General features: G+C 39.5%; 24 protein-coding genes. 16 read left to right on the top strand and 8 right to left on the bottom strand.

Features of this window, described 5'->3' with window-relative positions:
• The first annotated feature begins 109 nt into the window (after nucleotides 1-109).
• From ACPPVU_RS07250 to ACPPVU_RS07240, 3 genes are all read left to right on the top strand, one after another.
• Nucleotides 110-916, top strand: coding sequence for an alpha/beta fold hydrolase (locus ACPPVU_RS07250; RefSeq protein ID WP_426671017.1), 807 nt, complete (start codon nucleotides 110-112; stop codon nucleotides 914-916).
• 406 nt (nucleotides 917-1,322) lie between these two features.
• A complete protein-coding gene (locus tag ACPPVU_RS07245; protein ID WP_426671016.1) occupies nucleotides 1,323-1,682 on the top strand; it encodes a response regulator in 360 nt (119 codons plus the stop codon).
• An 849-nt stretch (nucleotides 1,683-2,531) separates the two neighbouring features.
• Nucleotides 2,532-2,897 (top strand): response regulator, encoded by a 366-nt coding sequence (locus tag ACPPVU_RS07240; RefSeq protein WP_426671015.1) that lies wholly within the window; start codon nucleotides 2,532-2,534, stop codon nucleotides 2,895-2,897.
• Between the two features lie 81 nt (nucleotides 2,898-2,978).
• Here ACPPVU_RS07240 and ACPPVU_RS07235 read toward each other — a convergent pair whose 3' ends face one another.
• Entirely contained in the window at nucleotides 2,979-4,073 is a 1,095-nt protein-coding gene (locus ACPPVU_RS07235) for a hypothetical protein (RefSeq protein WP_426671014.1), read from the bottom strand.
• Between the two features lie 210 nt (nucleotides 4,074-4,283).
• Here ACPPVU_RS07235 and ACPPVU_RS07230 point away from each other — a divergent pair, with 210 nt between their 5' ends.
• The 10 genes from ACPPVU_RS07230 to ACPPVU_RS07185 all read left to right on the top strand — a co-directional run bounded on the left by ACPPVU_RS07230 (nucleotide 4,284) and on the right by ACPPVU_RS07185 (nucleotide 16,423).
• The gene (locus ACPPVU_RS07230) at nucleotides 4,284-7,376 is read left to right on the top strand and encodes a tetratricopeptide repeat protein (protein WP_426671013.1); all 3,093 of its coding nucleotides are present in this window, start codon (nucleotides 4,284-4,286) and stop codon (nucleotides 7,374-7,376) included.
• A gap of 36 nt (nucleotides 7,377-7,412) precedes the next feature.
• Complete coding sequence (locus ACPPVU_RS07225; protein ID WP_426671012.1) at nucleotides 7,413-9,212, top strand: hypothetical protein; 1,800 nt, start codon at nucleotides 7,413-7,415, stop codon at nucleotides 9,210-9,212.
• Between the two features lie 37 nt (nucleotides 9,213-9,249).
• Nucleotides 9,250-10,359: an SPOR domain-containing protein gene (locus ACPPVU_RS07220; protein WP_426671011.1), complete on the top strand. Its 1,110-nt coding sequence runs from the start codon at nucleotides 9,250-9,252 to the stop codon at nucleotides 10,357-10,359.
• Nucleotides 10,359-11,063 (top strand): MotA/TolQ/ExbB proton channel family protein, encoded by a 705-nt coding sequence (locus tag ACPPVU_RS07215; protein WP_426672189.1) that lies wholly within the window; start codon nucleotides 10,359-10,361, stop codon nucleotides 11,061-11,063. The genes ACPPVU_RS07220 and ACPPVU_RS07215 overlap by 1 nt, the downstream gene beginning before the upstream one ends.
• Complete coding sequence (locus ACPPVU_RS07210) at nucleotides 11,060-11,461, top strand: ExbD/TolR family protein (protein ID WP_426671010.1); 402 nt, start codon at nucleotides 11,060-11,062, stop codon at nucleotides 11,459-11,461. The genes ACPPVU_RS07215 and ACPPVU_RS07210 overlap by 4 nt, the downstream gene beginning before the upstream one ends.
• 69 nt (nucleotides 11,462-11,530) lie before the next feature.
• Entirely contained in the window at nucleotides 11,531-12,343 is an 813-nt protein-coding gene (locus ACPPVU_RS07205; protein WP_426671009.1) for an energy transducer TonB, read from the top strand.
• Nucleotides 12,344-12,412: 69 nt separating this feature from the next.
• A complete protein-coding gene (locus tag ACPPVU_RS07200; protein WP_426671008.1) occupies nucleotides 12,413-12,790 on the top strand; it encodes a four helix bundle protein in 378 nt (125 codons plus the stop codon).
• Between the two features lie 43 nt (nucleotides 12,791-12,833).
• Nucleotides 12,834-14,135 (top strand): bifunctional folylpolyglutamate synthase/dihydrofolate synthase, encoded by a 1,302-nt coding sequence (locus tag ACPPVU_RS07195; RefSeq protein WP_426671007.1) that lies wholly within the window; start codon nucleotides 12,834-12,836, stop codon nucleotides 14,133-14,135.
• A 176-nt stretch (nucleotides 14,136-14,311) separates the two neighbouring features.
• Nucleotides 14,312-15,301 carry an L-glyceraldehyde 3-phosphate reductase gene (gene mgrA / locus ACPPVU_RS07190; protein ID WP_426671006.1) on the top strand — a complete coding sequence of 330 codons (990 nt, stop codon included), beginning with the start codon at nucleotides 14,312-14,314 and terminating at the stop codon, nucleotides 15,299-15,301.
• 144 nt (nucleotides 15,302-15,445) lie between these two features.
• Nucleotides 15,446-16,423 (top strand): Gfo/Idh/MocA family protein, encoded by a 978-nt coding sequence (locus tag ACPPVU_RS07185; protein WP_426671005.1) that lies wholly within the window; start codon nucleotides 15,446-15,448, stop codon nucleotides 16,421-16,423.
• Between the two features lie 118 nt (nucleotides 16,424-16,541).
• On the opposite strand, the gene ACPPVU_RS07180 is transcribed toward ACPPVU_RS07185, so the two are convergent.
• Nucleotides 16,542-16,715, bottom strand: a complete 174-nt coding sequence (locus ACPPVU_RS07180) for a DUF6496 domain-containing protein (RefSeq protein ID WP_426671004.1) — start codon at nucleotides 16,713-16,715, stop codon at nucleotides 16,542-16,544.
• A gap of 125 nt (nucleotides 16,716-16,840) precedes the next feature.
• Nucleotides 16,841-18,559, bottom strand: coding sequence for a phosphoethanolamine transferase (locus ACPPVU_RS07175; protein WP_426671003.1), 1,719 nt, complete (start codon nucleotides 18,557-18,559; stop codon nucleotides 16,841-16,843).
• Nucleotides 18,560-18,841: 282 nt separating this feature from the next.
• On the opposite strand from ACPPVU_RS07175, the gene ACPPVU_RS07170 reads away from it, so the two are divergent.
• Nucleotides 18,842-19,717, top strand: coding sequence for a nucleoside phosphorylase (locus ACPPVU_RS07170; RefSeq protein WP_426671002.1), 876 nt, complete (start codon nucleotides 18,842-18,844; stop codon nucleotides 19,715-19,717).
• An 82-nt stretch (nucleotides 19,718-19,799) separates the two neighbouring features.
• On the top strand, nucleotides 19,800-20,894 hold the full coding sequence (locus ACPPVU_RS07165) for an AI-2E family transporter (RefSeq protein ID WP_426671001.1): 1,095 nt from the start codon (nucleotides 19,800-19,802) through the stop codon (nucleotides 20,892-20,894).
• Between the two features lie 8 nt (nucleotides 20,895-20,902).
• Here the strand turns inward: ACPPVU_RS07165 and ACPPVU_RS07160 are convergent, their stop codons facing one another.
• Entirely contained in the window at nucleotides 20,903-21,211 is a 309-nt protein-coding gene (locus ACPPVU_RS07160; protein WP_426671000.1) for a hypothetical protein, read from the bottom strand.
• A gap of 418 nt (nucleotides 21,212-21,629) precedes the next feature.
• Here ACPPVU_RS07160 and ACPPVU_RS07155 point away from each other — a divergent pair, with 418 nt between their 5' ends.
• Entirely contained in the window at nucleotides 21,630-22,580 is a 951-nt protein-coding gene (locus ACPPVU_RS07155) for an MBL fold metallo-hydrolase (protein ID WP_426670999.1), read from the top strand.
• A 72-nt stretch (nucleotides 22,581-22,652) separates the two neighbouring features.
• Here the strand turns inward: ACPPVU_RS07155 and ACPPVU_RS07150 are convergent, their stop codons facing one another.
• The 4 genes from ACPPVU_RS07150 to ACPPVU_RS07135 are packed head-to-tail and all read right to left on the bottom strand — an operon-like array spanning nucleotide 22,653 to nucleotide 25,094.
• Complete coding sequence (locus ACPPVU_RS07150) at nucleotides 22,653-23,231, bottom strand: hypothetical protein (protein WP_426670998.1); 579 nt, start codon at nucleotides 23,229-23,231, stop codon at nucleotides 22,653-22,655.
• Between the two features lie 43 nt (nucleotides 23,232-23,274).
• The gene (locus ACPPVU_RS07145) at nucleotides 23,275-23,535 is read right to left on the bottom strand and encodes an Ada metal-binding domain-containing protein (protein ID WP_426670997.1); all 261 of its coding nucleotides are present in this window, start codon (nucleotides 23,533-23,535) and stop codon (nucleotides 23,275-23,277) included.
• Entirely contained in the window at nucleotides 23,532-24,239 is a 708-nt protein-coding gene (locus tag ACPPVU_RS07140) for a 2OG-Fe(II) oxygenase (protein ID WP_426670996.1), read from the bottom strand. Before ACPPVU_RS07140 ends, ACPPVU_RS07145 begins: the two co-directional genes overlap by 4 nt.
• Nucleotides 24,240-24,242: 3 nt before the next feature.
• On the bottom strand, nucleotides 24,243-25,094 hold the full coding sequence (locus ACPPVU_RS07135) for a bifunctional helix-turn-helix domain-containing protein/methylated-DNA--[protein]-cysteine S-methyltransferase (RefSeq protein ID WP_426670995.1): 852 nt from the start codon (nucleotides 25,092-25,094) through the stop codon (nucleotides 24,243-24,245).
• Between the last annotated feature and the right edge of the window lie 160 nt (nucleotides 25,095-25,254).

The raw sequence follows: 25,254 nt of genomic DNA, 5'->3' as shown, positions 1-25,254 counted from the left end.
TATAGTTAATATTGCAATCGCCAAAAATATCTTTTTGCATCCTTTACGGCGTTTTAAACGTATAAAGCGGGATGTATTGTTATTTTTAATATCATACACACCATAGCGCATGAAAAAAACGGTTATTAATTTAATTCTGCTTTTAGTTTTCACCATTGGTATAGCCTCTGCCCAACAGAAAGCGACGGGCCAGTTTTATACATCTTTTGACGGGACAAAAATATATTATGAAGCAAGTGGCAATGGTTTCCCGGTGGTAATGATTCACGGGTTTTCGGGCACCAGCCAGGGGTGGAAAAGTGGATTTCTTTATACCAATCTGCTTAAAGCAGGATTTAAAGTGATCATATTAGATCTGCGTGGCAATGGCCTGTCAGACAAGCCGCATACTGATGAAGCTTATCAAAATGATGCCGAGGCAAAAGACATTATGGGGTTGCTGACTTCCCTAAACATTACCCAATATAATATCGTGGGTTACTCACGAGGGTCTATCATTGCTTCAAGGCTGATGGTGCTTGATAGCAAAAGGGTAAACAAAACTGTAATGGGCGGCATGGGCGATGCTTATACTGACCCTAACTGGCCAAGAAGGATACATGCTTACAAAGCACTGATGGGCGCCAAAAACTATCACGATGTGGATGACCTGGTAAATTATGTCCGCAGTCAGCATTTAGATGAACAGGCGCTTGCCCTGCAACAAAAATACCAGCCATCAACCAGTCCGTTAGAATTATCAAAAATAAGAAAACCAGTACTTATTATTCGTGGCAGTGAAGATCATGAGAATGGGTCTGAAAACAGGTTACATCTGCTAATACCAGGCTCTCAGGTTACTTATGTACCTGGCGACCATAATGAAGCGTCGAAGAACAACCAGTTTTCGGCAGCAGTATTCTTTTTCTTTCAGTAGCTGTCAAGTATATATAGGCTGGGATTTTTACCAGCGATCCGGAAGAGTTAATGAATTGCGAGCGTTTTAAATATCGAACATTGAATGTCCAATGCTGAATGATGAAGTAAAAACATCGGTGTTCGGTATTCAAAATTCATTATTCGATATTATCAGCCCTTCTGTTTTTCCCCAACTTAATGACATTGATATTAGGCCTGGGGGAGGCATTTTAATACCTGCATCCATGCAAAATAACTGTTAAAAGTTGTAGCTGGATATTTTATTTCCGAAACTCAAAAAATCTATTATCTTTGTTCAGATATAGTTCGATAAAGATATTTAGCCCAAACCCATACTCTAAACCGAGTATTTCGCGATTGACCCAGTAAACTCTTTTTCGGCGGTACCTAAATTAATTATAATTATGTTAAAGCGCGTTTTAGTTTTGGATGATAATGAGGATATACTTGAAGTTGTTCATGAAACGCTGGCATATGAACAATTTGAGGTGAAAAGCATTGCTGAAAGCACAGAAGTAATGTCCTTAATGAAATCTTTTAAACCCGACCTGGTTATATTGGATTACAGATTAGCCGGAGAGAACGGTGGTGAAATTTGCCTGCAGATCAAATCACATCCCGAATTTAATAATGTACCTGTTATTATCTTCTCGGCATATATTAATCACGCCGATGAAATATTTGCCTATGGCTGTGATGCTGTAATCAATAAACCATTTGACCTTGTGGAATTGATTAAAAAAGTAAACGATTTGATCTACTAAAATAGTCCCGGGCTAGTTATTCGGCATTTCGATTTCGTCAAAACGCCTGCAAATCTTGCGCCTGAATTACCATATGTTCTTATAAAGAAAATAAGTTCTGTAACAATACATTGACAATAATATCCTATTAACTAATACTCAATAATCTATATTTGCTGCGGAAATTTTTAACAAATAAGATACAATAGCCCTGATTGTATTAACATGAAAACAGCAGCCAGAGAACATACCCCTGCAGATAAGATACATAGAAAACCACTTTGCCCTAAGTGCAACTTAGAGCTGGGCTTCAGGGTTCGGCGAGGTTTTTTATTCAAAAACCTATTGGGCTTCCTTCCCGTAAAAAGATACTATTGCTATAATTGCCGGCAAAAAAATTATGTGTGGAAACAATAATTGTTTTGTCACTAAAGCCTGATTTGTAGTAATCTAAATTTTACTATTTTTGTAATCCAATTATTCGGACCTAAAAAAATACAATCGGTGGATCAGGATACAACTGCATTTATTAAACCCCCTACTGTCCGTTATTGCGCCAAATGCGGATCTTCATTTCATTTCCAGCTGCATCGCAACTGGCTCGTAAAGACCTTTCTTTTTTTTCTCCCACTAAGAGTATATTTTTGTGCGAAGTGCCAAAAGTCACGTTATGTTATTGTTAAAAAAAAGAAAACTGAAATTCCTGAAAAGACAACTAATGTACTGAAATCAGGAAATATGGTGTCCTAAATTTTTTTCTTGTTTATATTAATTATACTTCGTAGGGTTTTTAAACATCCATATTATCTGCTTGGTATAATTATTGTGTTTATCACACACAATATGAAACACATAAAATAAATGGACACGATGCAAAAGATTTTAGCGGTGGATGATAATGAAGACATCTTAGAAGTTTTAAAGTTGATACTGGAAGATTACGATTATGATGTAAAGACCCTGGCTGATGGGCGTCTATTAGTTGAACAGATAGAAGAGTATAAACCTGATCTGATACTTCTTGATATTATGCTTGGAGAGATTGACGGACGCGAACTATGTAAAACTATAAAATCAAATAAGGACACCCACGACATACCAATCATTATGATATCAGCAAGTCATGGTTTATCCGGACAATATAAGCCATACGATGCTCCTAACGATTTTTTGGCGAAGCCATTTGATATCTCAGAACTTGTTGATAAGGTTCAGCACCAATTAGCCGCCGCATAATTACTTCACCAGGCATTTTAATTTCTATTGAAATTTCCCGGCTTTATACGCGGTCACATAGTAATTGCCAAGCTTAAGAGCTTACCTTTTTATGCCGTAGGAAATTAACTCCTTGTCTATCTTTTCATTCCATCGTTCCTGCTCCCCTCTGTCACGGCCGTGCTGGGTTTCTGCATCGTACTGCTTTTGCATACGTGTTGCATCGCGCAGCGCTTCCAGGTATTCGATATTAATAGGTCCGTAGAAATTATCGACCGGCAGGTCAATGGCCAATAGTCTTTGCTTAAAATGTTCGCTTGCCAGCTTTTCAATATCAAAATGCCGTTGTTCATGGTTAAGTGTATAAGCATTGCGATCTCCCCTTACCCAGCAATCGTTTTTTGGCAAATCTACCTTTATGGCCATGTTAACATTTACAATTCCTTTTACAACTTCATTCCGTTCAATATACCCGATGCTTGTAAATATTTCGGCTTCAAAGCCATTCTCTCTTGGCCGGTCTTTAAAATCGGCCCAGGTTAGTGGTCGATTAGCCGAGTAATAGATTGTATCGCCTTCCGGATTTTCTGTATAATCTGTGAAAGTTATTTTTACCTTTTTTGCCAATAGTGCATTGGTTTCCGCCTGGCTATTTATCCATGTATTAAAAAAGGACATTGCACCTTCTATACCGTGGCGCAAAATAGCTTCTGCATCAGCCTGCTGGCTATCGGGCCGGTCATATCGAATGCCACTTGTATAATCAATCAGGTGCACTGTGTTATAGCTCAATTGCAGTGAAAAGGAAAACACTACAGCCAAACGGCCGCTTACCCGTCCTCCGGGTGCACTGGTTTCGGTGATTTTAAATTCCTTAAGTGTGATCATTACCGGGTGCAGTGTGGTATCCCGATGCAGGTTGCGGTTAAGAAAACCGCTGATGGCAACTACAGCACCATCCTTTAGGTCGACTTGCTTCATTGCAGATGAATGATCGGGATTATTTTCGATCAGAGAGGCTACGGTATTACGGTCTTTACGTTCATCTGCCACATCAGCAATGTAAAATTCGTGCGGGATAAAATTCAGCTTTTCATCATGCAACGTGATAGGTCCATCAGATTTTTGGGCATTACCAAAACCTGTGAAAAATAAAATGCTTACAAAAGCGTATAATAAATATAATGGTTTGGACATCCTATTAAATGTTGATTATCAACATACAAAATTACCTAATGTTCACCGCCGTTTTGTTATTTAATCTAAACTCAATAAAGTTTTCCACACCAATAACATACCTGTAAACTACCCGTTCACTTTAATAAAGTGTTATTCACATTTGTGAATTACTTGTGTTGATAGCATCTTTGTGATATAACTACTTTCGCATATCGATATCCTGCGCTTATGATCAAATTGAAGTACACCGCTATACTTATTCCCGTATTTTTTACCTTAACCGCCAGCGCTCAGCAAGACCCCTCTTTCCAGATATACCGAACCTATCATACTGCAAATGACCTGCTTAGTAAAGGTAAATACGTTGCCGCCGCCGAGCAATTCAGGTTAGTAGAAAGATCTAGGCTGCAAACCAGCACTCAGTCAAAATTCGAATCGGAACTATCGCTGGTAAAAGAAAATGCTCAGTATTACGAAGCAGTTTGTGCCCTTGAATTAGGGAATGATGATGCCGAAAGCCTGTTTATGAAATTTATTAAGGAGCATCCGGAAAATCCACTGGCTAAAGTGGCCTATTTCCAGATCGGTAAATTTTATTTCAAGCAGGAAAAATATGCAGATGCCTTGATATGGTTCAATAAAGTAGGAGCAGGAGAACTGATAGGCGACCAGGAGACCGAATATAAGTTCCGCAAAGGATATGCTTATTTTGCCACTAATGATTATAAAAATGCGCAGTTGCTTTTTAGCGAGGTAAAAAATAAAAAATCACCTTATACTGAAGACGCCACTTATTACTTTGCATACATTGCTTATCTGAATAAGGATTACCATTTAGCACTGGTGAATTTTGAGAAACTAAAAAACTCAAAAAAATACGAAGACAGTTATCCATACTATATTACGGCAGTTTACTTTTTGGATGCCCGCTATAATGATGTGATCAGCTATGCGGTGCCAATCCTTAAGACTACACATCAGCAGCACGAAACCGAGATGCTGCGTATTATTGGTGCCTCGTACTTTGCCAAAAAGGACTACGATAATTCTGTAGCCTATTACAGTCGTTTTGAAGATAAGGACCGTGGTAAAACACAAAATACACAGGATAGCTACCAGATGGGCTACGCTTACTACAAAGTAGGCAACTACACCAAAGCCGCAACTGAGTTGGAAAAGCTAGTTGATCAGAATGACATCTATGCACAGAACGGTAATTATACGCTCGGCAATGTTTTCCTGAAAATGAAAAATAAGCAAAGCGCGCGCAATGCGTTCTTTGTGGCCTCAAAACTAGCCTTTGATGCACAACTGCAACAAGATGCTTTGTATGAATATGCTAAGCTATCCTACGAACTTGATTTTAATACTCAGGCACTTGAAGCGACCCGTTTGTACTTAAAAAACTACCCCCAATCAGGCAGAACTGACGAAGTTAAAACACTGCTTGGCGAAGAGCTTTTAAATTCTAAGAATTACAAAGAAGCTGTTGAGATATTGGAACCATTGCCAAATAAATCGGCAAGTGCAAAACTGGCCTACCAGAAAGTGACTTACTATCGCGGACTTGAGTTTTATAATGAACGTGCATTTGAAAACGCCATCGGGATATTCCTGCGTTCGTTAAAAGTGCCTGTCGATCGCAAAACCCAGGCTTTAACAATTTACTGGATGGCGGAAGCTATGTACGAGGTGCGTAAATATGGAGAATCGGTACAAAACTTCGAACGTTTCATGGATATGGACGAGGCAAGTGCAACTCCTGTTTTCAACTATGCAAACTATGCCCTGGCATACGCTGCTTTTGGTGATGAACAATATAAAAAGGCTGCTTATTCTTTTGAGAAGTTTTTAGAGGGCAGCGAGAAAGATCAGAATACGATCAATGATGCCGTAACCCGTTTGGGAGATAGTTATTTCGTTTTAAAGAATTATAGCGAAGCCAGGAATTATTACGACCGTATCATAGCTCATCATGACAAAGGCGAAGATTATGCCTTATTTCAGCGTGGGATGATACAGGGTTTACAGGGGTCACCCGATAACAAGATCAGCACACTGACCGATGTATTGAACAAGTTCCCTAACTCTGACTATGCGGACGACGCTTCGTTTGAGATCGCTTATACTTATTTCTTAAAAAATGACGGCGCCACTGCCAAAACCGGGCTGCAGGCAATGATAGAGAAATATCCGCACAGCAGCTATGTGCCGCGTGCATTGGTCACTATCGGCCTGATAGATTACAATAATGGTAGTGATGACCTGGCTGTTGAATCATTTAAGAAAGTGATACAGGATTATTCATCAACTGATGAAGCTAAACAGGCACTTAAACAGATCGAAAAAATATATACTGATAAGGGCGATGCGCAAACCTTTATCACCTATGCAGCTACTACTCCTATCGGCAATTATACTGCTGCCGACCAGGAGAACATTATGTATACCGCTGCTAATAACCTTTATCTGAAAGGCGACTGGTCAGGAACAGTACAGGCGGTAAATGCCTATTTAGATAAGTTCACGACCAAACCGATCTATGAGAAACAGGCACATTTTATCAGGGGACAAAGTTTGATCAACCTGAACCGTGGCGATGAGGCTGTGGCTGATTTCAATGTGATATTAAACGACTGGACCAGCGCTTATACCGAAAAATCACTGATCAGCATGGCGGGTTGGGAAATATCGCAAAAGAAATATAACGAAGCCATTGTTTACCTGAAAAAACTGGAGACAAACTCGGAATATAAAGCAGATTATTCATTCGCCATTAATAATCTTCTTTTATGCTATGCCCAAATGAAGATGCCGGATGATGCATTGAAGTATGCGAAGCTGGTACGCGATTATGAGAAATCTTCTCAAGAAGACAAGTATAAAACCGGTTTATATTCGGGTATTGCTTATCTACAAAAAGGTGACACCACATCGGCAGTAAAAGAGTTTACCTACACCGTAGCTAATACTAAAACCAAAGCTGCTGCTGAAGCTAAATACAATATTGCCAATATTGAATACCTGAAAGGTCATTATAAAACATCCCAAAAAACGTGTTTTGACCTGGTAAAGGAACTGCCGAATTATGATTACTGGGTAGCAAAAACCTATATCTTATTAGCTGATAACTATGTCGGCATGAAAGATAACTTCCAGGCCAAGGCAACATTGCAGAGTATTATCGATAACTATAAAGGGGACGACGATATACTGCCAACCGCTAAGGATAAGCTGGGGAAAATAAGTCCGGGTAGTGTAAAATCAGGCGGACAAGATGAGAAACCAGATACTACAAAAGCAGATACTACAAAAAATTAATAACAGGTAACAAAGAACAATAGGAAAAGACAAGCAATGATCAGATCAAGATATATTTATACGCTGTTCACCTTAGTAATAGTATTTTACTTTGCTCCTGCTAACGCACAAAATAAAACTAATACTAAAAATAAGAAGACCACGGCTAAAACCCCTGCTAAGAAACCTGCGGTCAAGCCAAAAACTACTACTGCAAAAACTAGTACTGCACAGGATACTACAAAAAAAGGCGGCGCTGGTAACAATCCGGCAAATAAAAACGGAGCCGCCTTATCAGAAGAGATCATAGTTACCACTGCATACAAACCGGTTTTAGCTGATGCGGTGAAGATACGCCGTAACCCTGATCTGGAGGACAAAACACCGTTTAAGGCTCCTTTAACATATGTAACATTGGATAAAAGACTGGAAAGGAATACAGATATCCGCCAGTTAGAGCCGATGCCAATGCCTAAAGAGCAAGATTCAATACCTTCAAGTAACTATGCAAAAGTTGGACTGGGAAACCTCAAAACTACTTTTGGTGAAGTTTACGTTGATAACGGAAGTGATCAGGCTTTGCAGGTAGGCGCTTTTGCCAAACACATTGCCCAATCAGGACCAAGTATTAGTAAACAAAATGAAAGCCGTGATGAGATAGGTGTATTTGGCAAAGGCCTTACGGATGATAATGCTTTCACTGGTCGCATTGATTATAATCGTCGTGGTACATATTTTTATGGGTTTGATCCTGCAAATCCACCACCTGCGTTTAGTCCGCAAAAACAGCATTTTAGTACGCTGAGCGCTGAAGGCGAGGTCACAAAAAACTATAAGGATGTTGAGAATGACTTTACCTATGCGGTAAAAGTAAATGGCTACATCTGGAACAATGCCTACCAGGCAAAGGAAAGCAATGTGGTGATCAGCGGTTTCCTAAACGAAACGATCAATCAGTTTCACGCTGGTTTAGGTGCGTCAATCGATCTGAGTACACCTAAAGACAGCCTGTATTCATACAATAACACCATTGTCAGACTGAATCCTTATTTAAAGTTCCAGGGGGATAATTATAAAATTGATGTGGGATTAAACCTGGCGCGCGAATCTGGTTTGCAATCCAATGCCTATATTTTCCCGGCTGTCAAACTTGAATTCCAGGTAATACCTAAATATGTGCGTTTGTTTGCCGAAGTAAAAGGGGATGTAAACAGGTCATCACTGCGCGATTTTTCAGAAATTAATCCTTTTATAGAAGAAAATATCGCCATTAAAAACTCTGTGGATAAGCTGGACATAGCTTTGGGACTGAAGGGAACTTTAGCGCCAGGTGTTGGTTTTAAAGCGACGATTTTCCGCAATAGCATTAAGGATATGCCATTGTTTGTGAGCGATTTTAATGCTACTGGTAATAAATATTCCGTGATATACGATAATGGCAACTCGCGGGTAAGCGGTTTCAACGGCGAACTGGATGTTAAAATATCAGATAATGTGGATGTATTCGGCAGGGTTGAGTTTAAAGATTACCAGATGGCCAATGAAGCTGAAGCCTGGAATTTACCTAAATTTATACTGAAAGCAGGAACCACTTTACATATCACAAAACAATTAAGCATCAACGGCACGTTATTATTCAGAGGCACTGCTTATGACCAGGTTTTGGGCACACCTACCCCAAGTGTTGTACAAATAGATTCATTTGCTGACCTGAGCGGAGGCGTTGAATATAAAATAAATAGCAGGTTCTCTATCTTCGGGCAGGTGAACAATATTCTGAATACAACCAACCAGGTATGGCTGTATTATCCTAATTATGGGTTCAATATATTTGGTGGTGTTGCAGTTCATTTTTAAGTTGTATGATGTCTGATTTACTTTTACTTTTAGCGGAATGGATTTAGCCGTATATATAAGTGAATTATTAGGATTACAGGGCGAAGTCAGCTTGCCCGGACTTGGATGTTTTACTCAAGTACGCATCAACGGCTATTATAATGAACAGGAAAACAAGTTTTATCCTCCAGTTCATGAAGTAAGTTTTGATCCGAAACATAAAGAAGATGAAAACCTTGCAAAGTTCATTTCAGCCAAAAAGAATATTTCACTGGCATCATCCAAATATTTTATTGATAAGTATGTAGCCGGTATAAAGCAGCAGCTATCAACAAGAAATGTGGAGATTGCAGGCTTAGGTTTTTTATATATTAATGGTGCTGTACTGGCATTTAAGGTTGATACTTCCAAAACAAGCGACCCGTCTTTTTATGGCTTCCAGCCGGTTGATATTCCTGAACCGCAAGAGAAACCTGTAAAAATTCATACTCCCCCTGTAGAGGAAGAAATAAAGCCAAAGGAAGAAGCCTCTGTAAAACCAATAGAAGAAGTCCCGATAAAACCAGCCGAAGAAAAAATAGTAAAGCCTGAACCAACCGTAGTTGAGAAAACTGCAGAAGAACAGGAAACAGAAGAAGAAGTATACGAAGAGCCTCGCTCAACACGCGGAAGCTTATGGATAACTTTACTGCTTATCCTCATCATTGTTTTATTGGCCGTTATGGGCCTTTATAAATATAAGCCTGAGTGGTTTAACCTCCAGGACAAGCCACAAACATATGTAGTTGTAAAGCCGCTTGATAGCACGGCAAATGCAGCCACTGACACATCAAAAACAATAACTAGTCCGGATTCAACAACCAAACCTGCAGCCCAGCCAGTTGCTGCTGATCAGAATGCAAAATCTGTTGACACGATACAAAGTGTTCATTGGGTGGTAATAGGAGCAGCATTCGAAGCCAGGAAAGCGGCTGAGATTGCCATAAAATCTTATGAAGAAAAGGGTATCAGTGCGAAAATAGCAACTGATGTTCCCGGCAAACTTATTAAAATAACATTTGGCACATATTACTCCGAAGAGGAAGCAGAAAAGGCAAAAAGAGATCTTCTAAAAACCGGCAAGGTTGATAAAGGAATTTATACATTAAAAATTAATCCAAAAAAATGATGCTATTAGCACAAATAACAGATACAGTGCATAAACTGGCTGATACCGCAAAGAATTTACCGCTGGTACCTGGTCAGGCTGGTGATGAACTTAGATTTGGCGATCTGCTGATCAAAGGTGGTTGGGTGATGGTACCTATCGGCTTTTTAGCTGTGTTGGGCCTCGTGATATTCTTTGAACGTTATTTTACTATACGCAAAGCTGCCAAAGACGAATCTAACCTGATGAGCCAGGTACGTACCAGTATTTTAACCGGTAAGTTGGAATCCGCTATTGCTATTTGCCGCAATAGTAACTCGCCGCTTGGCCGTATGCTGCAAAAAGGGCTTTTACGTATCGGTCGCCCTATAAAAGATATTGAAGGCGCCATTGAGAATGTGGGCAAGCTGGAAGTTTCCAAACTGGAAAAGAACATTAGCATATTGGGTATTGTTGCCGGTATTGCGCCCATGTTTGGGTTCCTTGGGACGATTGCAGGGGTTATCAAGATTTTTTATGATATATCTAAAACAGATAATATCAGTATGGGCGTTATATCAGGAGGTTTATATGTAAAAATGGTAACCTCGGCCGCCGGATTAATGGTGGGTATAGTAGCCTACGTATGTTATCACATATTGATGATTATGGTGGATAAAGTGATATTGAAGCTGGAAACGGATGCCATTGAATTTATCGACCTGTTAGAAGAACCAAGCAAATGAACCTGAGAAAAAGACATCAGCGTGTATCGGCTGAGGTGCATACCTCGGCAATGAACGATATTATGTTCTTCCTGCTGCTTTTTTTCCTGATCGCATCAACAGTAACTAACCCGAATGTGATCAAGTTGCTGCTGCCTAAATCTTCATCAGGCCAGGCCGTTTCAAAAAAAACGATCTCGGTAACCATCAGCCAGGACCTGAAATATACCGTGAATAATAAACCGGTGAAGGTTGGGGATATGCAAAATACGCTGATGGGATTTAAAAAACTGGCAACAGAATTAACCATCGTTTTGTCGGTTGACCGTACGGTGGCTATACAAAATGTGGTGCAGGTAATGGATATTGCGCAAAAACTGAATATAAAACTCGTTCTGGCAACAGAACCGAAAGGATAGTTGGCGGTTTGCAGTGGGCAGTTTGCAAACCAACGCTCACCGCCAGGCGCTAAACGCAAAGCAAAAAAAATGGAATACTACCAGGAAGAAAATAATTATCCCAAAGCATTTTTAGCTACAGGCATTATTATGGCTGTGCTGATTGCTTTGTGTTATTTTATCGTATTTAAAAATCCACCTAAACCGGAGGATGGAACTGGCGGTATCCTGGTAAACTATGGTACTACGGACGAAGGTATGGGTACCGATTTGACCAGTGTTGAAGAACCATCAAAAGCTGAAAGGCCCAATCATACCAAACCAACTAAAGTAACCCCTGCCCCACCAACACCACAAAAAACGCAGGTGGAGCAAAGCGATAAAAAAGTAGTTACCCAGAGTACCGAGGATGCCCCTACTGTGGATGCCAACTCGAAAAAAGTAAGTAAAACTGTGGCTACACAACCAGTAACCAAACCAGCCAAGCCTGCCATCAATCAGAATGCTTTATACAAAGGCAAAAGCAATGGCGGCACTGGTGAAGGCGATGGAACCACTAACACACCGGGCAACCAGGGTAAACCAAATGGTTCAACCTTGTCACCGAACTATAATGGTACGGGCTCGGGGAATGGTGGTTTACAGATGGCACAGCGCAGCTTTGTAAATAAACCATCGGTTACTGACGATAACAGGCGCACCGGTAAAGTAGTGGTTGATATTCGTGTAGATAAAAACGGTACTGTGATTTATGCCAGTGCTGGTGCCGCAGGTACAACTATAACAGATCCTAACTTGCTGCAAAAATGTGAAGACGCGGTAAAAGACTCTAAACTCAACGCTTCTGAAAACGCACCGGAGACCCAATCCGGGAAAGTGGTTTTTGTATTTAAAGTAAATTGATTTTTATTTACAAATAAAGTTGCAGTAGCAGCAGCAGTAGCAGTACTTTGTAAAGTAAAATCGATTATCATGACAGGAAGTTTTAAGGATCTTAAAGTTTACCAGTTAGCATTTGAAGCTGCGAAAACCATTTTTTTAATTAGTAAAAGTTTTCCAAAAGAAGAAACTTATTCACTCACCGACCAAATAGGACGATCTTCCCGTTCAGTATGTGTTAATATTGGTGAGGGCTATAGAAAGCGTATTTATCCAAAACATTTCACCACTAAAATGACAGATGCGGATGGAGAAGCGACCGAAACATCCATTTGGTTAGATTTCGCTTATAGTTGTGAATATATTAGTCGTGAAAATCTAAACCTTCTTCAGTTAAAGTATGAAGAAATAGGTAGAATGCTAAATTCAATGGCTAATCATCCTGAGAAGTTCACTCCTAAAACTAAATAGTAATAGCATACCTGCTACTGCTACTGCAACTGCTACTAAAAAAATGAACTACGCACAAACGCTCGACTACCTATACAGCCAACTCCCTATGTTTACGAGGGATGGTATTTCGGCATTTAAAAATGATCTGAACAATACTATAGAGCTCTGTAAGCGACTTGGCGATCCGCAAAATAAATTTAGAAGCATACATGTTGGCGGCACTAATGGCAAAGGGTCAACCTCGCACATGCTGGCTGCTGTATTGCAAACTGCGGGATATAAAACCGGGCTTTATACCTCACCGCATTTAAGGGATTTCAGGGAACGTATCCGTATTAATGGCGAAATGATCAGTGAAGAGCATGTGATCAAATTTGTGGAAGAGCACCGGACTGATTTTGAGGATATTAAACCCTCCTTTTTTGAGATGACCGTAGGCATGGCCTTTGACGCATTTGCCAACGAAAAAGTAGATATTGCGATTATTGAGGTAGGTTTAGGCGGAAGGCTTGATTCGACCAATATCATTAGCCCGCTGCTTTCAGTGATCACCAATATTGGATGGGACCATGTGAATTTGCTGGGTAATACGCTAACCCTTATCGCAGGTGAAAAAGCAGGTATTATTAAACCTGGTATCCCGGTTATCATAGGCGAATATCAATCTGAAATAGCCGATGTGTTTGTCAGCAAAGCTCAATCTCAAAATTCGGCGATCAGTTTTGCATCTGAAAAGTGGCGCATTTTAAAGTTGGAGGCCGGAAAGCGTAAGTCGGAAGAATATTTAGACTTTAGTATTCAAAAGAATGACTCAGAACTTAAGACGTTCGACCTGCATCTCGACCTCCCAGGTACTTATCAGCTTAAAAATGTAAAGGCAGTATTGTCGGGCATTGAAGAATTGCGTCAACAAGCCTTTATAATTACAGATGAACATATCCGAAGTTCATTGAGCCAGGTTAAAAAACTGACCGGCTTGCATGGGCGTTGGGAAATTCTAAGCCAGGATCCGCTAACCATTTGCGATACCGGTCATAACCCGGAAGGTATTACCGAAGTGCTGAAAAATATCGAGGCCACTCCTTACCAGCAACTTCACTTCGTGATTGGTGTGGTGAATGATAAGGATATCAGTCGAATGCTGACTATGCTTCCTAAGGATGCTATCTATTACTTCTGCAAGCCAGACATTCCGCGAGGCTTGGATGCGGAAAAGTTAAAGGAGAAAGCAGAAAACTTTGGTCTGCATGGTGAAATATACATTTCGGTAAAGGCGGCTTTGAATGCAGCGCAAAACAGTGCCGGTAAAAATGACCTGGTATTTGTTGGAGGAAGCACTTTTGTTGTGGCGGAGATTGTCTGAACCGTAATTTTGCTAATTAAAGAATTAATAGAATTTAATTATTCAATTCGTTTCTGCTCAATTACTTGTAAATCATATTGAAGCTGGCTTAATGCCTGCTTGTTTATCAATTATTTTACACGCTGGTTTTAGTAAAAAATCCTACTTTTAAGGCTCAACATTTAAAGCTTTTACCAATGACTTACCTACCCTCTGCAGACAGATACAAAAACATGATATACCGCCGTTGCGGACGCAGCGGTATTAAATTGCCGGCCGTTTCGCTCGGCCTGTGGCATAACTTTGGTGGTGTGGACGTGATGGAAAATTGCCGTAATATCCTTCACCTGGCATTTGACAGCGGCATTACCCATTTTGACCTTGCTAATAATTACGGTCCGCCTCCGGGATCAGCAGAAGAGAATTTCGGTGAGATATTGAAGAAAGATTTCAGCGGTTACCGCGATGAAATGATCATATCCAGCAAAGCAGGTTACACTATGTGGGACGGGCCTTATGGCGATTGGGGTTCAAAAAAATACCTGGTATCCAGCCTTGACCAAAGCCTGAAACGCATGAAGCTGGATTATGTAGATATTTTCTATCATCATCGTCCAGATCCTGAAACACCGCTGGAAGAAACGATGAGTGCTTTAGATCTGATTGTAAGGCAAGGTAAAGCACTATATGCTGGTATATCCAATTACCCTGCTGATGAAGCTGACAAAGCGATCAGCATATTAAAGAAATTAGGCACTCCTTGTTTAATTCATCAGCCAAAATACTCCATGTTTGAGCGTTGGGTTGAGGGCGGTTTGCTGGATGTATTAGAAAAAGATGGTGTAGGTTGTATCCCATTCTCGCCATTGGCGCAGGGCTTGTTAACCAACAAATACCTGCATGGTATACCTGAAGATTCAAGAGCGGCAAAATCAACCGGGTTTCTGCAAAAAAGCCAGGTAACTGATGAGCGCGTCAGCCAGATAAAAAGGCTGAACGATATTGCTCTGCAACGCGGACAAACATTGGCACAAATGGCGTTATCATGGTTATTAAAGGATGAGCGCGTTACTTCGGTACTGATCGGTGCAAGTAAACCGGAACAATTGGCTGACTCATTGAAATGCCTGGATAACATAAAATTTTCGGCAGAAGAACTGACGAAGATTGAGGCAATATTGAAGTAAAAGACAATGCACCATAGGTGCAAAAGCTTTGTAGAAAATATTATCAGGATTTTTCCGTACCTAACGGCACGGATTTTTTGATGGCTTGTTTTCTACAAAGCTTAATCCCTACGGGATCATTTATGTTAAGAACTTAAATTAGAAATGAACAACATCAACTGGGGCATCATCGGTTGCGGCAATGTAACCGAAAAAAAAAGCGGACAAGCCTACAACAAAATTCCTAATAGCAAATTGGTAGCCGTAATGCGTCGTGACGCTGCGAAGGCTGCTGATTATGCGGCACGCCATAACGTAGGTAAATCGTATGACGATGCAGACAAACTATTAAACGATACCGAGGTCAATGCTGTCTCCATAGCCACCCCTCCTGCTTTTCATTTGGAATACGCGATAGCTGCTTTGAAAAAAGGCTTAGACGTATATGTGGAAAAACCCGTAACACGTACGGCACAGGAAGCCCAGGCGATGGCCGATGCCGTAAAACAATATAACGGCAAGCTTACAGTGGCTCATTACCGCCGTGCCTTGCCAATGTTTTTATATGTAAAAGAACTTTTGGCTAAAAATACTATCGGCGACGTGCGCACTGTACAGATCAGGATGTGGAAGAGTATAAAACCGGACCTGATTGCTAATTCGGAAACCAACTGGCGGGTACAGCCCGAACTTTCAGGCGGTGGTTATTTTCATGACCTTGCCCCACATCAGCTCGACCTGATGCTATACTATTTTGGCGAGCCTGATCGGTATCATGGATTCTCGTTAAACCAATCGGGCGTAAACCCTGCTGATGATCATGTTTGCGGCGAGATATTGTTTAAAAACAAAGTAGTAGTGAATGGTTCGTGGTGTTTTAATGTTGCCGAAAGCGAAACCATTGATAGCTGCGAGATAATCGGCACAAAAGGAAAGATCATGTTCCCATTTTTCGGGACATTTGTGAGCTTGAAAAATGAAGAGGGTGAGCAAACGGTAAATTTTACTCATCCAGAGCATATTCAACAACCTATGATTGGGAAAATCGTAAGTTACTTCAGAGGAGAAGGGCCAAACCCCTGTCCAATTGAAGAAGCGGTAACTTTGATGAAGATCATGGACGCGTTTACAGAAAAAGAATAAACTCATCGCAGAATTGTCTGAACCATGATTTCCCGGATTAAATGATTAACCTGATTTTCGTAATTCTTTAATTCTGCAAATTCTGATTCAGACAATAAATTGCTCTTTTACCGAGGCGTTAACTCTTTTTCGGCACCTTAGCCCCTTCTTTACGGGCTTCGGATAGGCCGATAGCTACAGCCTGTTTCTTGCTGGTTACCTTTTTACCGCTACCACTTTTCAATTTACCTTCTTTCATTTCGTGCATGGTTTTCTCAACCTTTTCTCCTGCTTTTTCTGAATACTTTGCCATGGTTGTAAATTTTTGAATAGATGATAAATCTTTAACAAGCGTTGTAAAAAAGTGTTTCTAACAATTATTTACTTTATTACGCATCAAGAACCGCATGCTTGAAGGGGCTTCTAAAGCCTGCAGAGTTATTTCTTAGATGTATTATCTTCTTTTGTTGAGGCATTTTCAGCAAGGCCGGAATTCAGTTCATTGTCTTTTACATTTTTGAATTCAAACACCTTATTATCTGCACGTACAAATCTTGAAGGGAATTCAACAAACGAAGGATCAGAAATGCTTTGTTGTTTTACAAATGACTTATATTTAATATTTGCCAAATCGGCCAGAGAATAAAATAAGTTATTATTAGTGGTAAGTAAATCCCTGTGGTCCAGTAAGTTTTTATACTTATTATGATTATTTTCAATGTACTTGTCAGATACACTGATAAACATCGGAACATGTGTCTCCTTTTCGGTGGGATTGGCTGAACCGTATCCAAATAAAGCTTTACCGTTATCAAACAAATTGCACCCATGATCAGCCGTAAACATTACAACAGAGGATACATTCTGTCTTTCAGTCATTTTTGTTATTTCACTAAGTACATAATCCTGGAAAAGCATCATGTTATCATACGTATTAATAAATATGGCTGCATTACTTAACGTGACCGGATGGTCCTCATGACTATCATTTGGATTAAACACATTAAATTTAGCAGGCACTCCGCCATGGCCACCCAACATATTTATTATTATCAGTCGGTTTTTTGGTGTTTTTTTGTTCAGAACCGAATCAAATAAAGGAATGATATCCATATCTGTGTGTTGCCTTGCATAAAGTGGGTATAAATGGTCGGGCGTGTTCTTTTCGTTAATAATATCAAATAAATACTGGCTCGAGATCCAGTTTGTTTCATATCCGGCCTCTTTAAATAATGTTACTATGGTTTTTTGCGAATAGGCAAGTGTAGGGTCTTTTGGCGTTGCCTGGGTAATAATCAGCGGAATAGAGCCATAAGTGAAATTAGAATTGGAGTAATTTTTTTTGAATGAAATTAGATTTTTGATCTTTTCAAGATTGGGGCTTGTTTCTCTATTATATCCATTTATTGACCAGTTAGCATATCTCATCCTTTCACCAATAATAAACACAACTAATTTAGGTTTCTGCGTATCGCTTTGATTTAATATACCAAAACTGAAATTATCGTGCTGAGCCTTATATTTTCTGGCTCGTATACTATTTTTAACAAAAACATAACTTTCATTTAAAATATTGAAAGGATGGTCCATTAAATAATCGATTCTTAGTGTACAGTCTATTAAACCTTTACCCGATAGCGCTTTATCAGAGTGATATATTCTTAAAAAAGAGACCGGAATTGAAATCACAAGAGCAATCAGTGCCAAAGGGATGATCAATTTTTGATTTTTAATATTGTATGCTATTGATTTGTATTTTATTACGATAAAAATAAAGGCAGCAATCAAAACAGCCGGCACAACGAGATATACACGAAACAGGTGGTAAAATTCTTGAACCTCGCTCTTAGAGGCATTTAATAACGATGTTATATTATCCGCAGTAATATAATGATCTAAAAGAATAATGTTACTGATTTCGATAATCGAGGATAGTAGATATGCCGTTCCAAGAATCAGATACGACCAAAAAAAAGATCGCGTCAATCTTAACAAAACCAAACCCAAAAATAAAAAAAGGCATATTTTAGAAATGATTGTTAAACAGAGATTTAATATACCCTGACTATCATTTAATAAAATATTAGGGACAATTAAAATTAAAATTGAAACAATAATTAATAATATTCCAGAAATAGTCTTCTTCTCAAATTTCATTTTTTTAAACATTTATCGGTTTAGGTTATAAAAGGTTTATAATGGAAGGGATGGCTGTTGTATTGGTGGACAAGCAGCCTACTAATGCCAAAATTATGTAATTGTTATCTAATTATTAACAAATAATAAATTTAATATAAATTAATTATACAATTATGTGATTTTGTTAATGTTATGTTTAAAAATGATATTATCAAAAACTCTGATATTTAATCAGTTTATAATGAGAGAACTGGTTTGTAACTTGCCTTGATTATTACTGTGATTATTAATACTATAGTTTTGAACCGGATAGCAGAAACAGAACTGATATTAAATGCCGACGGCAGCGTTTACCATTTAAATTTATTGCCCGGAGATATTGCGGATACGATTATCACCGTGGGCGACCCTGAACGTGTATCGCAGGTAAGTCAGTATTTTGACCATATCGAACTAAAAAAATCCAAACGCGAGTTTGTTACCCATACAGGTACCATTGGAGGTAAAAGAATCACTGCAATATCCACAGGCATTGGTACTGACAATATCGATATTGTGATGAACGAACTGGATGCATTGGTCAATATCGATTTGCAAACACGTCTGCCTAAAGCGCAATTGCAAAAACTCAACATTATCCGTATAGGAACATCAGGCGCTATACAAGCTGATATTGCTATTGATAGTCTGTTAGTTTCGAGTTCGGCATTTGGGATGGATATACTGATGAATTACTATGAGCGTCAGTTGTTGGTACCTGAAAAAGAATTGTTAGATAATTTTAAAGCAGCGTTGCCAAATGGCAGTAACTTTTCACCCTATATGGCATCCGCCGATACCTTGCTGATCAGCAGGTTGGCTACCCACCTGCAACAAGGTATTACCATTACTGCGCCGGGTTTTTATGCACCGCAGGGCCGTGAAATAAGGGCAAAAGCAACTTATCCGGAGCTGATGGAATCAATACAAAACTTTAATTCGGACGGTAAGCGAATTACCAACCTGGAAATGGAAACAGCCGGTATATATGGCATGGCAGCAGTATTAGGGCATAGGGCAATATCCTTTAATGTAATATTAGCCAACCGGGCAACAAAAACATTTAGCAAACAGCCCGACCAGGTAATGGACAATTACATCAAACAGGTATTAAACAAACTGGAAGATATTTTATAAGTAAAAACAATTATCCCTATATTTCAAAAATCTTAGCTTCGACGGTAAGCTGAACGTATAGTACAAATAAACGCCCCCTGGTATGCCTGTAAAAAAAATAACAGCCCCTTTTTACGAAAAACTTTCCTTAGTTCTTGTCGGCCTTATTGCTTTAGGCTACCTGATTGTTGTAGCCAAAGATTTGATCGACCCATTGATCTTCGGGTTTCTGTTTGCCATATTGCTGCTCCCAATATGTAGTTTTTTTGAAAAAAGATTACGGTTTCACCGCAGTATTGCTTCGCTGTTATCAATCATTACACTTATCGCTTTTATAGGAGGTATACTTTACCTGGTAGGTACACAGATATCCAGACTGGCGGATGATTGGCCGATGCTTAAAAAACAGGTGGGCCAATCAATAGATGATATACGAGGATGGGTAGAAAACAGCTTCCATATTAATATGGACAAGCAGATGGATTATGTACACGACGCTACTACTAAGCTTATGTCATCAAGCAGCTCCGTTATTGGTACTACTTTAGGGGCAGTATCATCGCTGATGTTATTTTATTCGTTCATACTTATTTTTACTTTCCTGATACTATTATACAGGCGATTATTACTACACTTTTTGGTATGGGTTTTCAGTGAAGAAAATTCGGCCATTGTGTACGATATTGTAGAAAATATCCAAAGTATTTTAAGGAAATACATTTTGGGTTTACTACTCGAGATGGTTATTGTAGCCACAATAGCTTGTACGGCTTTCCTGCTGATCGGGGTTAAATACGCAATGTTACTCGGGCTGATCGTGGGCCTGTTCAATATCGTACCTTATGTCGGAATCTTTACTGCTTTGTTCCTTAGCGCACTCATCACTTTTGCAACGGGGAATGTGAGAGATGTGTTGTCTGTTATAGTTAGTGTAATACTCCTGCATGCGGTTGATTCTAACGTGTTGCTCCCAACTATTGTGGGTTCAAAAGTGAGGCTAAACGCTTTGATATCTTTCCTTGGTATTGTAATAGGCGAAATGATCTGGGGCCTCTCGGGTATGTTCCTGGCTATCCCTGTAATTGCTATCCTTAAAATAATTTTCGACAGGATAGAAAGCCTTAAGCCATGGGGTTTCCTTTTTGGCGGAGAATATGAGTACAAGAAATCGGCCGAAAAAGCAATGAAAACCGAATAGTTAATTAGCTATTTCATTGTTAGCTCATATACGCGTATAAAAAGTGTGGCACAATAAGCCATCAAAATAAGTGTGTTTATTACCAGCAGCCAGTTTGAATCGGGTTCCTTATATTTATTGAGTGTACAACGAATAAAGAAGTACACAAAACCGCCAACCAATATTACCGGGAATACAAACAGCCATTTACTTTTTGTAACGATATACAGATGATGCAATTTTTCTGTATCAACCTGGAACAAAGGAATAATGGCTAAAATCATTAATAAAAGAAACAGGCGAGCAACCGCCTTTGCAACAATACCACTGGTTTTCATAAGGGGATAAAAGTAGAAAATTGTCCATAAATATCCCGTCATTTTTATCCCTATTTCTCTACGGATATAATTGTCTATTTACAATTAAAAAAACATTTCGATGATTAAAACAATTTATCAATGATAAATGTCTACTTATCAGGCACCTAACTATCAACTATGTATTCAAACTCTACTTTCAGATGTCCAAAATGTGAGCATGTTATGCACACAAGGATCAAACGCAATTTCCTGATCAAAACTTTTCTTTTCTGGCTTCCGCTACGGATATATTTTTGTTCCAAATGCCTTAGACGCCGGTATTTTGTGCTATGGAGACCAAACCTTAAGCGCATAAATGCTTAGTGGATTTCTATTATGTAATTGGGGTTTTATTGCCAGAGATGATTACTTTAGACAGAAAAAATACCTTCCAATAATGTATCGTCGTTTTCTGTTTTTAATTTTTCTATTTATAAATCTTGTATCATTTGCACAGGATAAAAACATTGCTTTCAAGGTGGTGCCATTGGGCGTAAAGGGTGGTATAGACGAGAGTAACCTCTCCGCATATATGCTGGCGCCTGTGAATAGCAATAATTATGTATGCCTTGATGCAGGCACACTGCATGCAGGTATCGAAAAGGCGATCGGGAATAAGGTTTTTGCTGTTCCGGCTGAAGTGGTATTAAGAAAATATATCAAAGGCTACCTGATCTCCCACTCACACCTGGATCATTTATCGGGTTTGATCATTAACTCGCCCGATGATACCACAAAAAATATTTATGCATTTTCGGATTGTATAGAAACATTTAAAACACACTATTTTACCTGGAAAAGCTGGGCCAATTTTGCCGATGAGGGCGAGGCCCCGCAATTAAAAAAATATCATTATAAGGTGCTCAATCCGGGTGTGGAAATACCTGTAGAGAACACAGAAATGTGGGTTAAAGCATTCCCGTTAAGCCATTCAAACCTTACGAGTACTGCTTTTTTGGTGCGGAATAATGATAATTATATGCTTTACCTGGGGGATACCGGTCCCGATGAAATTGAAAAAAGCCGTAAGATTGAATTACTATGGCAAGGTATTGCCCCTTTGATCAAGGAAAAAAAGCTTAAAGCAATCATGATAGAAGTATCTTTTCCGGATGAACAACCGGATAAAACTCTGTTTGGCCACCTTACTCCGCATTGGCTGATGAAAGAACTTAATGAATTGGAAAAGCTTTCGGGACAAGGCTCGCTAAAAGGATTTAACATTGTAATAACCCATGTAAAGCCCCCGCAAAGTAGTATTGAGCGGATAAAAAAACAGTTAGCTGCTGAGAACGAACTACAGTTAAACCTGATATATCCTCAGCAAGGCAAAATGCTTAATTTTTAAATGCGGATTGCGCTATGCCAATTTCGGAATGAAAATCAAAAACTCTGACTTCTGAAATCAGACCTCTGACTTCTAATTATCACTTAAAATATCAATACAATTTTTGCTTAAATTCTTCAAACGACTGTTAAGTGAGTTTAGTCCTTTCTCGTCATGAATGTTTTGATACAGCGTCCTGATCAGGTCGAGTGCATCATCATTGGGGTCACAGGCCTGGGCCTTTTCCAGGTGGGGTAAGGCTTTTAATACTATTGCTTTATAACCGTCAAATAATGATCTGTATCTAGGGTCATCATTTTTAATTTGATAAAGCCTGAGGTGTATCTCTTCGGCGGCGTTGTCATACAAATAACCCAATGCGCGTTGTGTAACATAGTAATCGGGCACTGCGGCAACTACTTTCTGATAATATATTATAGCTTTTGTATCCTGCTCACTATCCTCATATAACTTAGCCAGCCGGGCAAAAAAACTGGCACGGACTTTTGCAGTAAGCTTTGCAGTATCGGGTAAAATACTTTCGCCTATTCGTATGGCTTCTCCCTGATCATTGTTAAAGCGGGCCAAATCAAAATCGCCCAGCTTGTTGAATAGTAAGCTATCAGTGGTTTGCGCTTTTGACGACACGAATATCAGTCCGAATAGTAACAAAAAAAGGGTCTTTTTAAACAACATAGTTTTTATTCAAATATAATCAATCCGGCGCTTTCCATAGCAGATAATCTTCACGCATACAATGTCCGCATGGGCGGTAGCCCATTCTTTTAGCCTCAGTTTCTGATCTGAAGAATACCCTATTTTCAGTTTTCATTCTTTTGCCGGAAGAGCAATTTAATTTTCCGTATATCTTTAGTTTGCTGTTACCGGCTAATTGTACTTCGCCCTTGTCAATCAGTATTTTTAACTGGCGCGTTCTTTTAAAGGGCGTTTCATCTAATTTGTTATGCACTATCATGATGCATCATGAAAAATTATACCCAGTGTGTGCCTGCTGCCTGATGTAACTTCGCTTACGCCATGTTTCATATTTACCCGATAATAACCCTTTGTTCCTTTTACCGGTCTGAAATTGGTGGTAAAAATCAGCATATCGCCTTTAACCGGTTTCAACACAATAGCTTTCGATTGCGCTCTTGGTCTTTGCTCGATTAACACAAACTCACCGCCTTCATAATCTGTGCCCGGCTCATTTAAAAACAACACCAGTTGCATAGGGAAATAGATCTCGCCATACAGATCCTGATGTAAAGTATTATAACCACCCTTGCCATATTTCAGTATCAAAGGCGTTGGCCGCGTTTGCTGATGGGTATGGCATTGCTCAAGCAACTCATCCAGGTTGACAGGAAAGCATTTGTCAATATTCAATACTTTCATCCAGTTATTAGCCACAGGTGCCAGGTATGGATAAACGCTTTGCCTTACCTGCTGAATGATCCCGGGCAGGGGATAATTAAAATATTTGTACTCGCCCTGTCCAAAACGATAACGCTCCATGTTAATAGTTTTGCGGTATAGTTCTTTATTATCGTATCCCTGTACAAGGCTGTCACATTCAATGTCGCCGAGTACATTACTAATCAAAGCATAACCATTATCATTTAACCGGCTGGAAATCTTATTCCAGTCCGGTTGTTCAATCCGATGTTGCAGGTCCATCTCTTAAATAGCAATCTTGTTTACCTGTGCTGCCTCCCAGCCTATCATGGCCGATTTGCGGGTTGCACCCCAATGATACTGGCCAAAATCGCCTGTAGACCGTATTACGCGATGGCATGGTATAAGGAAGGCCACCGGGTTATCGCCTACTGCACTCCCTACCGCTCTGCTGGCATTAGGCATACTAATGTTCTGTGCCAGCGATCCGTAGGTATACAAGCCACCCATTGGGATACGGAGCAGTGCTTCCCATACTTTAAGCTGAAAAGCTGTACCTTTTAAATGCAGTTTGATATTGGATAATTTTGACCAGTCCCTTTTGAAAATGAACAAAGCATTTTGCTGGGTCATATCCACCACCTGGTGATAAGTTGCATTAGCGAATTGTGCTTGAAGCTGGCTAAAAGCTTCTTGTTTATCGTCGGCAAAAGCCAGGTAGCATATCCCTTTCACGGTTGAGGCAACCAGTATATTACCAAAAGGGCTTTCGGCAAAACTGTAATTAATGGTGAGTGCTTTACCGCCGTTTTTATATTCGGCAGGGGTCATGCCTTCGATATTGATAAACAGATCATGCAAGCGGCCTGTACCGGAAAGGCCGGTTTCAAAAGCGGCATCAAACAAAGTAGCCTGTTTTTCTTTTAAAATACCTTTGGCATATTCGACACTAAGATATTGCAGAAATTTTTTAGGGCTGATACCGGCCCATTCGGTAAACATGCGCTGAAAGTGGAAGGGACTTAAGTTTACTTTTTCGGCCACTTCATCCAGGTTGGGTTGTTCCTTAAAATTAAGCCTGATATAGTTGATCGCATCGGCAATGCGCTGATAATTGATCGATTCTTGTGTTTCCATTTTTTTATTTTCTTTTTAACACAACAAATTTACCGCGATATTAAATCTGGTAAAACCCGATACTTGCTTAATCCGTACAAGCGTTGTTCGTCAGCAATAAATAACTATCAAACTGACAATTTGCGTAACTAATTACCTTTGTACAAAATCTTATTCACAA

It is taken from the genome of Mucilaginibacter sp. McL0603, from assembly GCF_049992945.1.
Lineage (GTDB): Bacteria > Bacteroidota > Bacteroidia > Sphingobacteriales > Sphingobacteriaceae > Mucilaginibacter.
This window is presented reverse-complemented; position numbering and strand designations above follow the sequence as displayed.

Bases quoted from the DNA above. Each gene is read 5' to 3' on its own strand.
- ACPPVU_RS07250 (WP_426671017.1), top strand. From the start codon at position 110: ATGAAAAAAACGGTTATTAATTTAATTCTGCTTTTAGTTTTCACCATT.
- ACPPVU_RS07245 (WP_426671016.1), top strand. From the start codon at position 1,323: ATGTTAAAGCGCGTTTTAGTTTTGGATGATAATGAGGATATACTTGAA.
- ACPPVU_RS07240 (WP_426671015.1), top strand. From the start codon at position 2,532: ATGCAAAAGATTTTAGCGGTGGATGATAATGAAGACATCTTAGAAGTT.
- ACPPVU_RS07235 (WP_426671014.1), bottom strand. From the start codon at position 4,073: ATGTCCAAACCATTATATTTATTATACGCTTTTGTAAGCATTTTATTT.
- ACPPVU_RS07230 (WP_426671013.1), top strand. From the start codon at position 4,284: ATGATCAAATTGAAGTACACCGCTATACTTATTCCCGTATTTTTTACC.
- ACPPVU_RS07225 (WP_426671012.1), top strand. From the start codon at position 7,413: ATGATCAGATCAAGATATATTTATACGCTGTTCACCTTAGTAATAGTA.
- ACPPVU_RS07220 (WP_426671011.1), top strand. From the start codon at position 9,250: ATGGATTTAGCCGTATATATAAGTGAATTATTAGGATTACAGGGCGAA.
- ACPPVU_RS07215 (WP_426672189.1), top strand. From the start codon at position 10,359: ATGCTATTAGCACAAATAACAGATACAGTGCATAAACTGGCTGATACC.
- ACPPVU_RS07210 (WP_426671010.1), top strand. From the start codon at position 11,060: ATGAACCTGAGAAAAAGACATCAGCGTGTATCGGCTGAGGTGCATACC.
- ACPPVU_RS07205 (WP_426671009.1), top strand. From the start codon at position 11,531: ATGGAATACTACCAGGAAGAAAATAATTATCCCAAAGCATTTTTAGCT.
- ACPPVU_RS07200 (WP_426671008.1), top strand. From the start codon at position 12,413: ATGACAGGAAGTTTTAAGGATCTTAAAGTTTACCAGTTAGCATTTGAA.
- ACPPVU_RS07195 (WP_426671007.1), top strand. From the start codon at position 12,834: ATGAACTACGCACAAACGCTCGACTACCTATACAGCCAACTCCCTATG.
- mgrA (WP_426671006.1), top strand. From the start codon at position 14,312: ATGACTTACCTACCCTCTGCAGACAGATACAAAAACATGATATACCGC.
- ACPPVU_RS07185 (WP_426671005.1), top strand. From the start codon at position 15,446: ATGAACAACATCAACTGGGGCATCATCGGTTGCGGCAATGTAACCGAA.
- ACPPVU_RS07180 (WP_426671004.1), bottom strand. From the start codon at position 16,715: ATGGCAAAGTATTCAGAAAAAGCAGGAGAAAAGGTTGAGAAAACCATG.
- ACPPVU_RS07175 (WP_426671003.1), bottom strand. From the start codon at position 18,559: ATGAAATTTGAGAAGAAGACTATTTCTGGAATATTATTAATTATTGTT.
- ACPPVU_RS07165 (WP_426671001.1), top strand. From the start codon at position 19,800: ATGCCTGTAAAAAAAATAACAGCCCCTTTTTACGAAAAACTTTCCTTA.
- ACPPVU_RS07160 (WP_426671000.1), bottom strand. From the start codon at position 21,211: ATGAAAACCAGTGGTATTGTTGCAAAGGCGGTTGCTCGCCTGTTTCTT.
- ACPPVU_RS07155 (WP_426670999.1), top strand. From the start codon at position 21,630: ATGTATCGTCGTTTTCTGTTTTTAATTTTTCTATTTATAAATCTTGTA.
- ACPPVU_RS07145 (WP_426670997.1), bottom strand. From the start codon at position 23,535: ATGATAGTGCATAACAAATTAGATGAAACGCCCTTTAAAAGAACGCGC.
- ACPPVU_RS07140 (WP_426670996.1), bottom strand. From the start codon at position 24,239: ATGGACCTGCAACATCGGATTGAACAACCGGACTGGAATAAGATTTCC.
- ACPPVU_RS07135 (WP_426670995.1), bottom strand. From the start codon at position 25,094: ATGGAAACACAAGAATCGATCAATTATCAGCGCATTGCCGATGCGATC.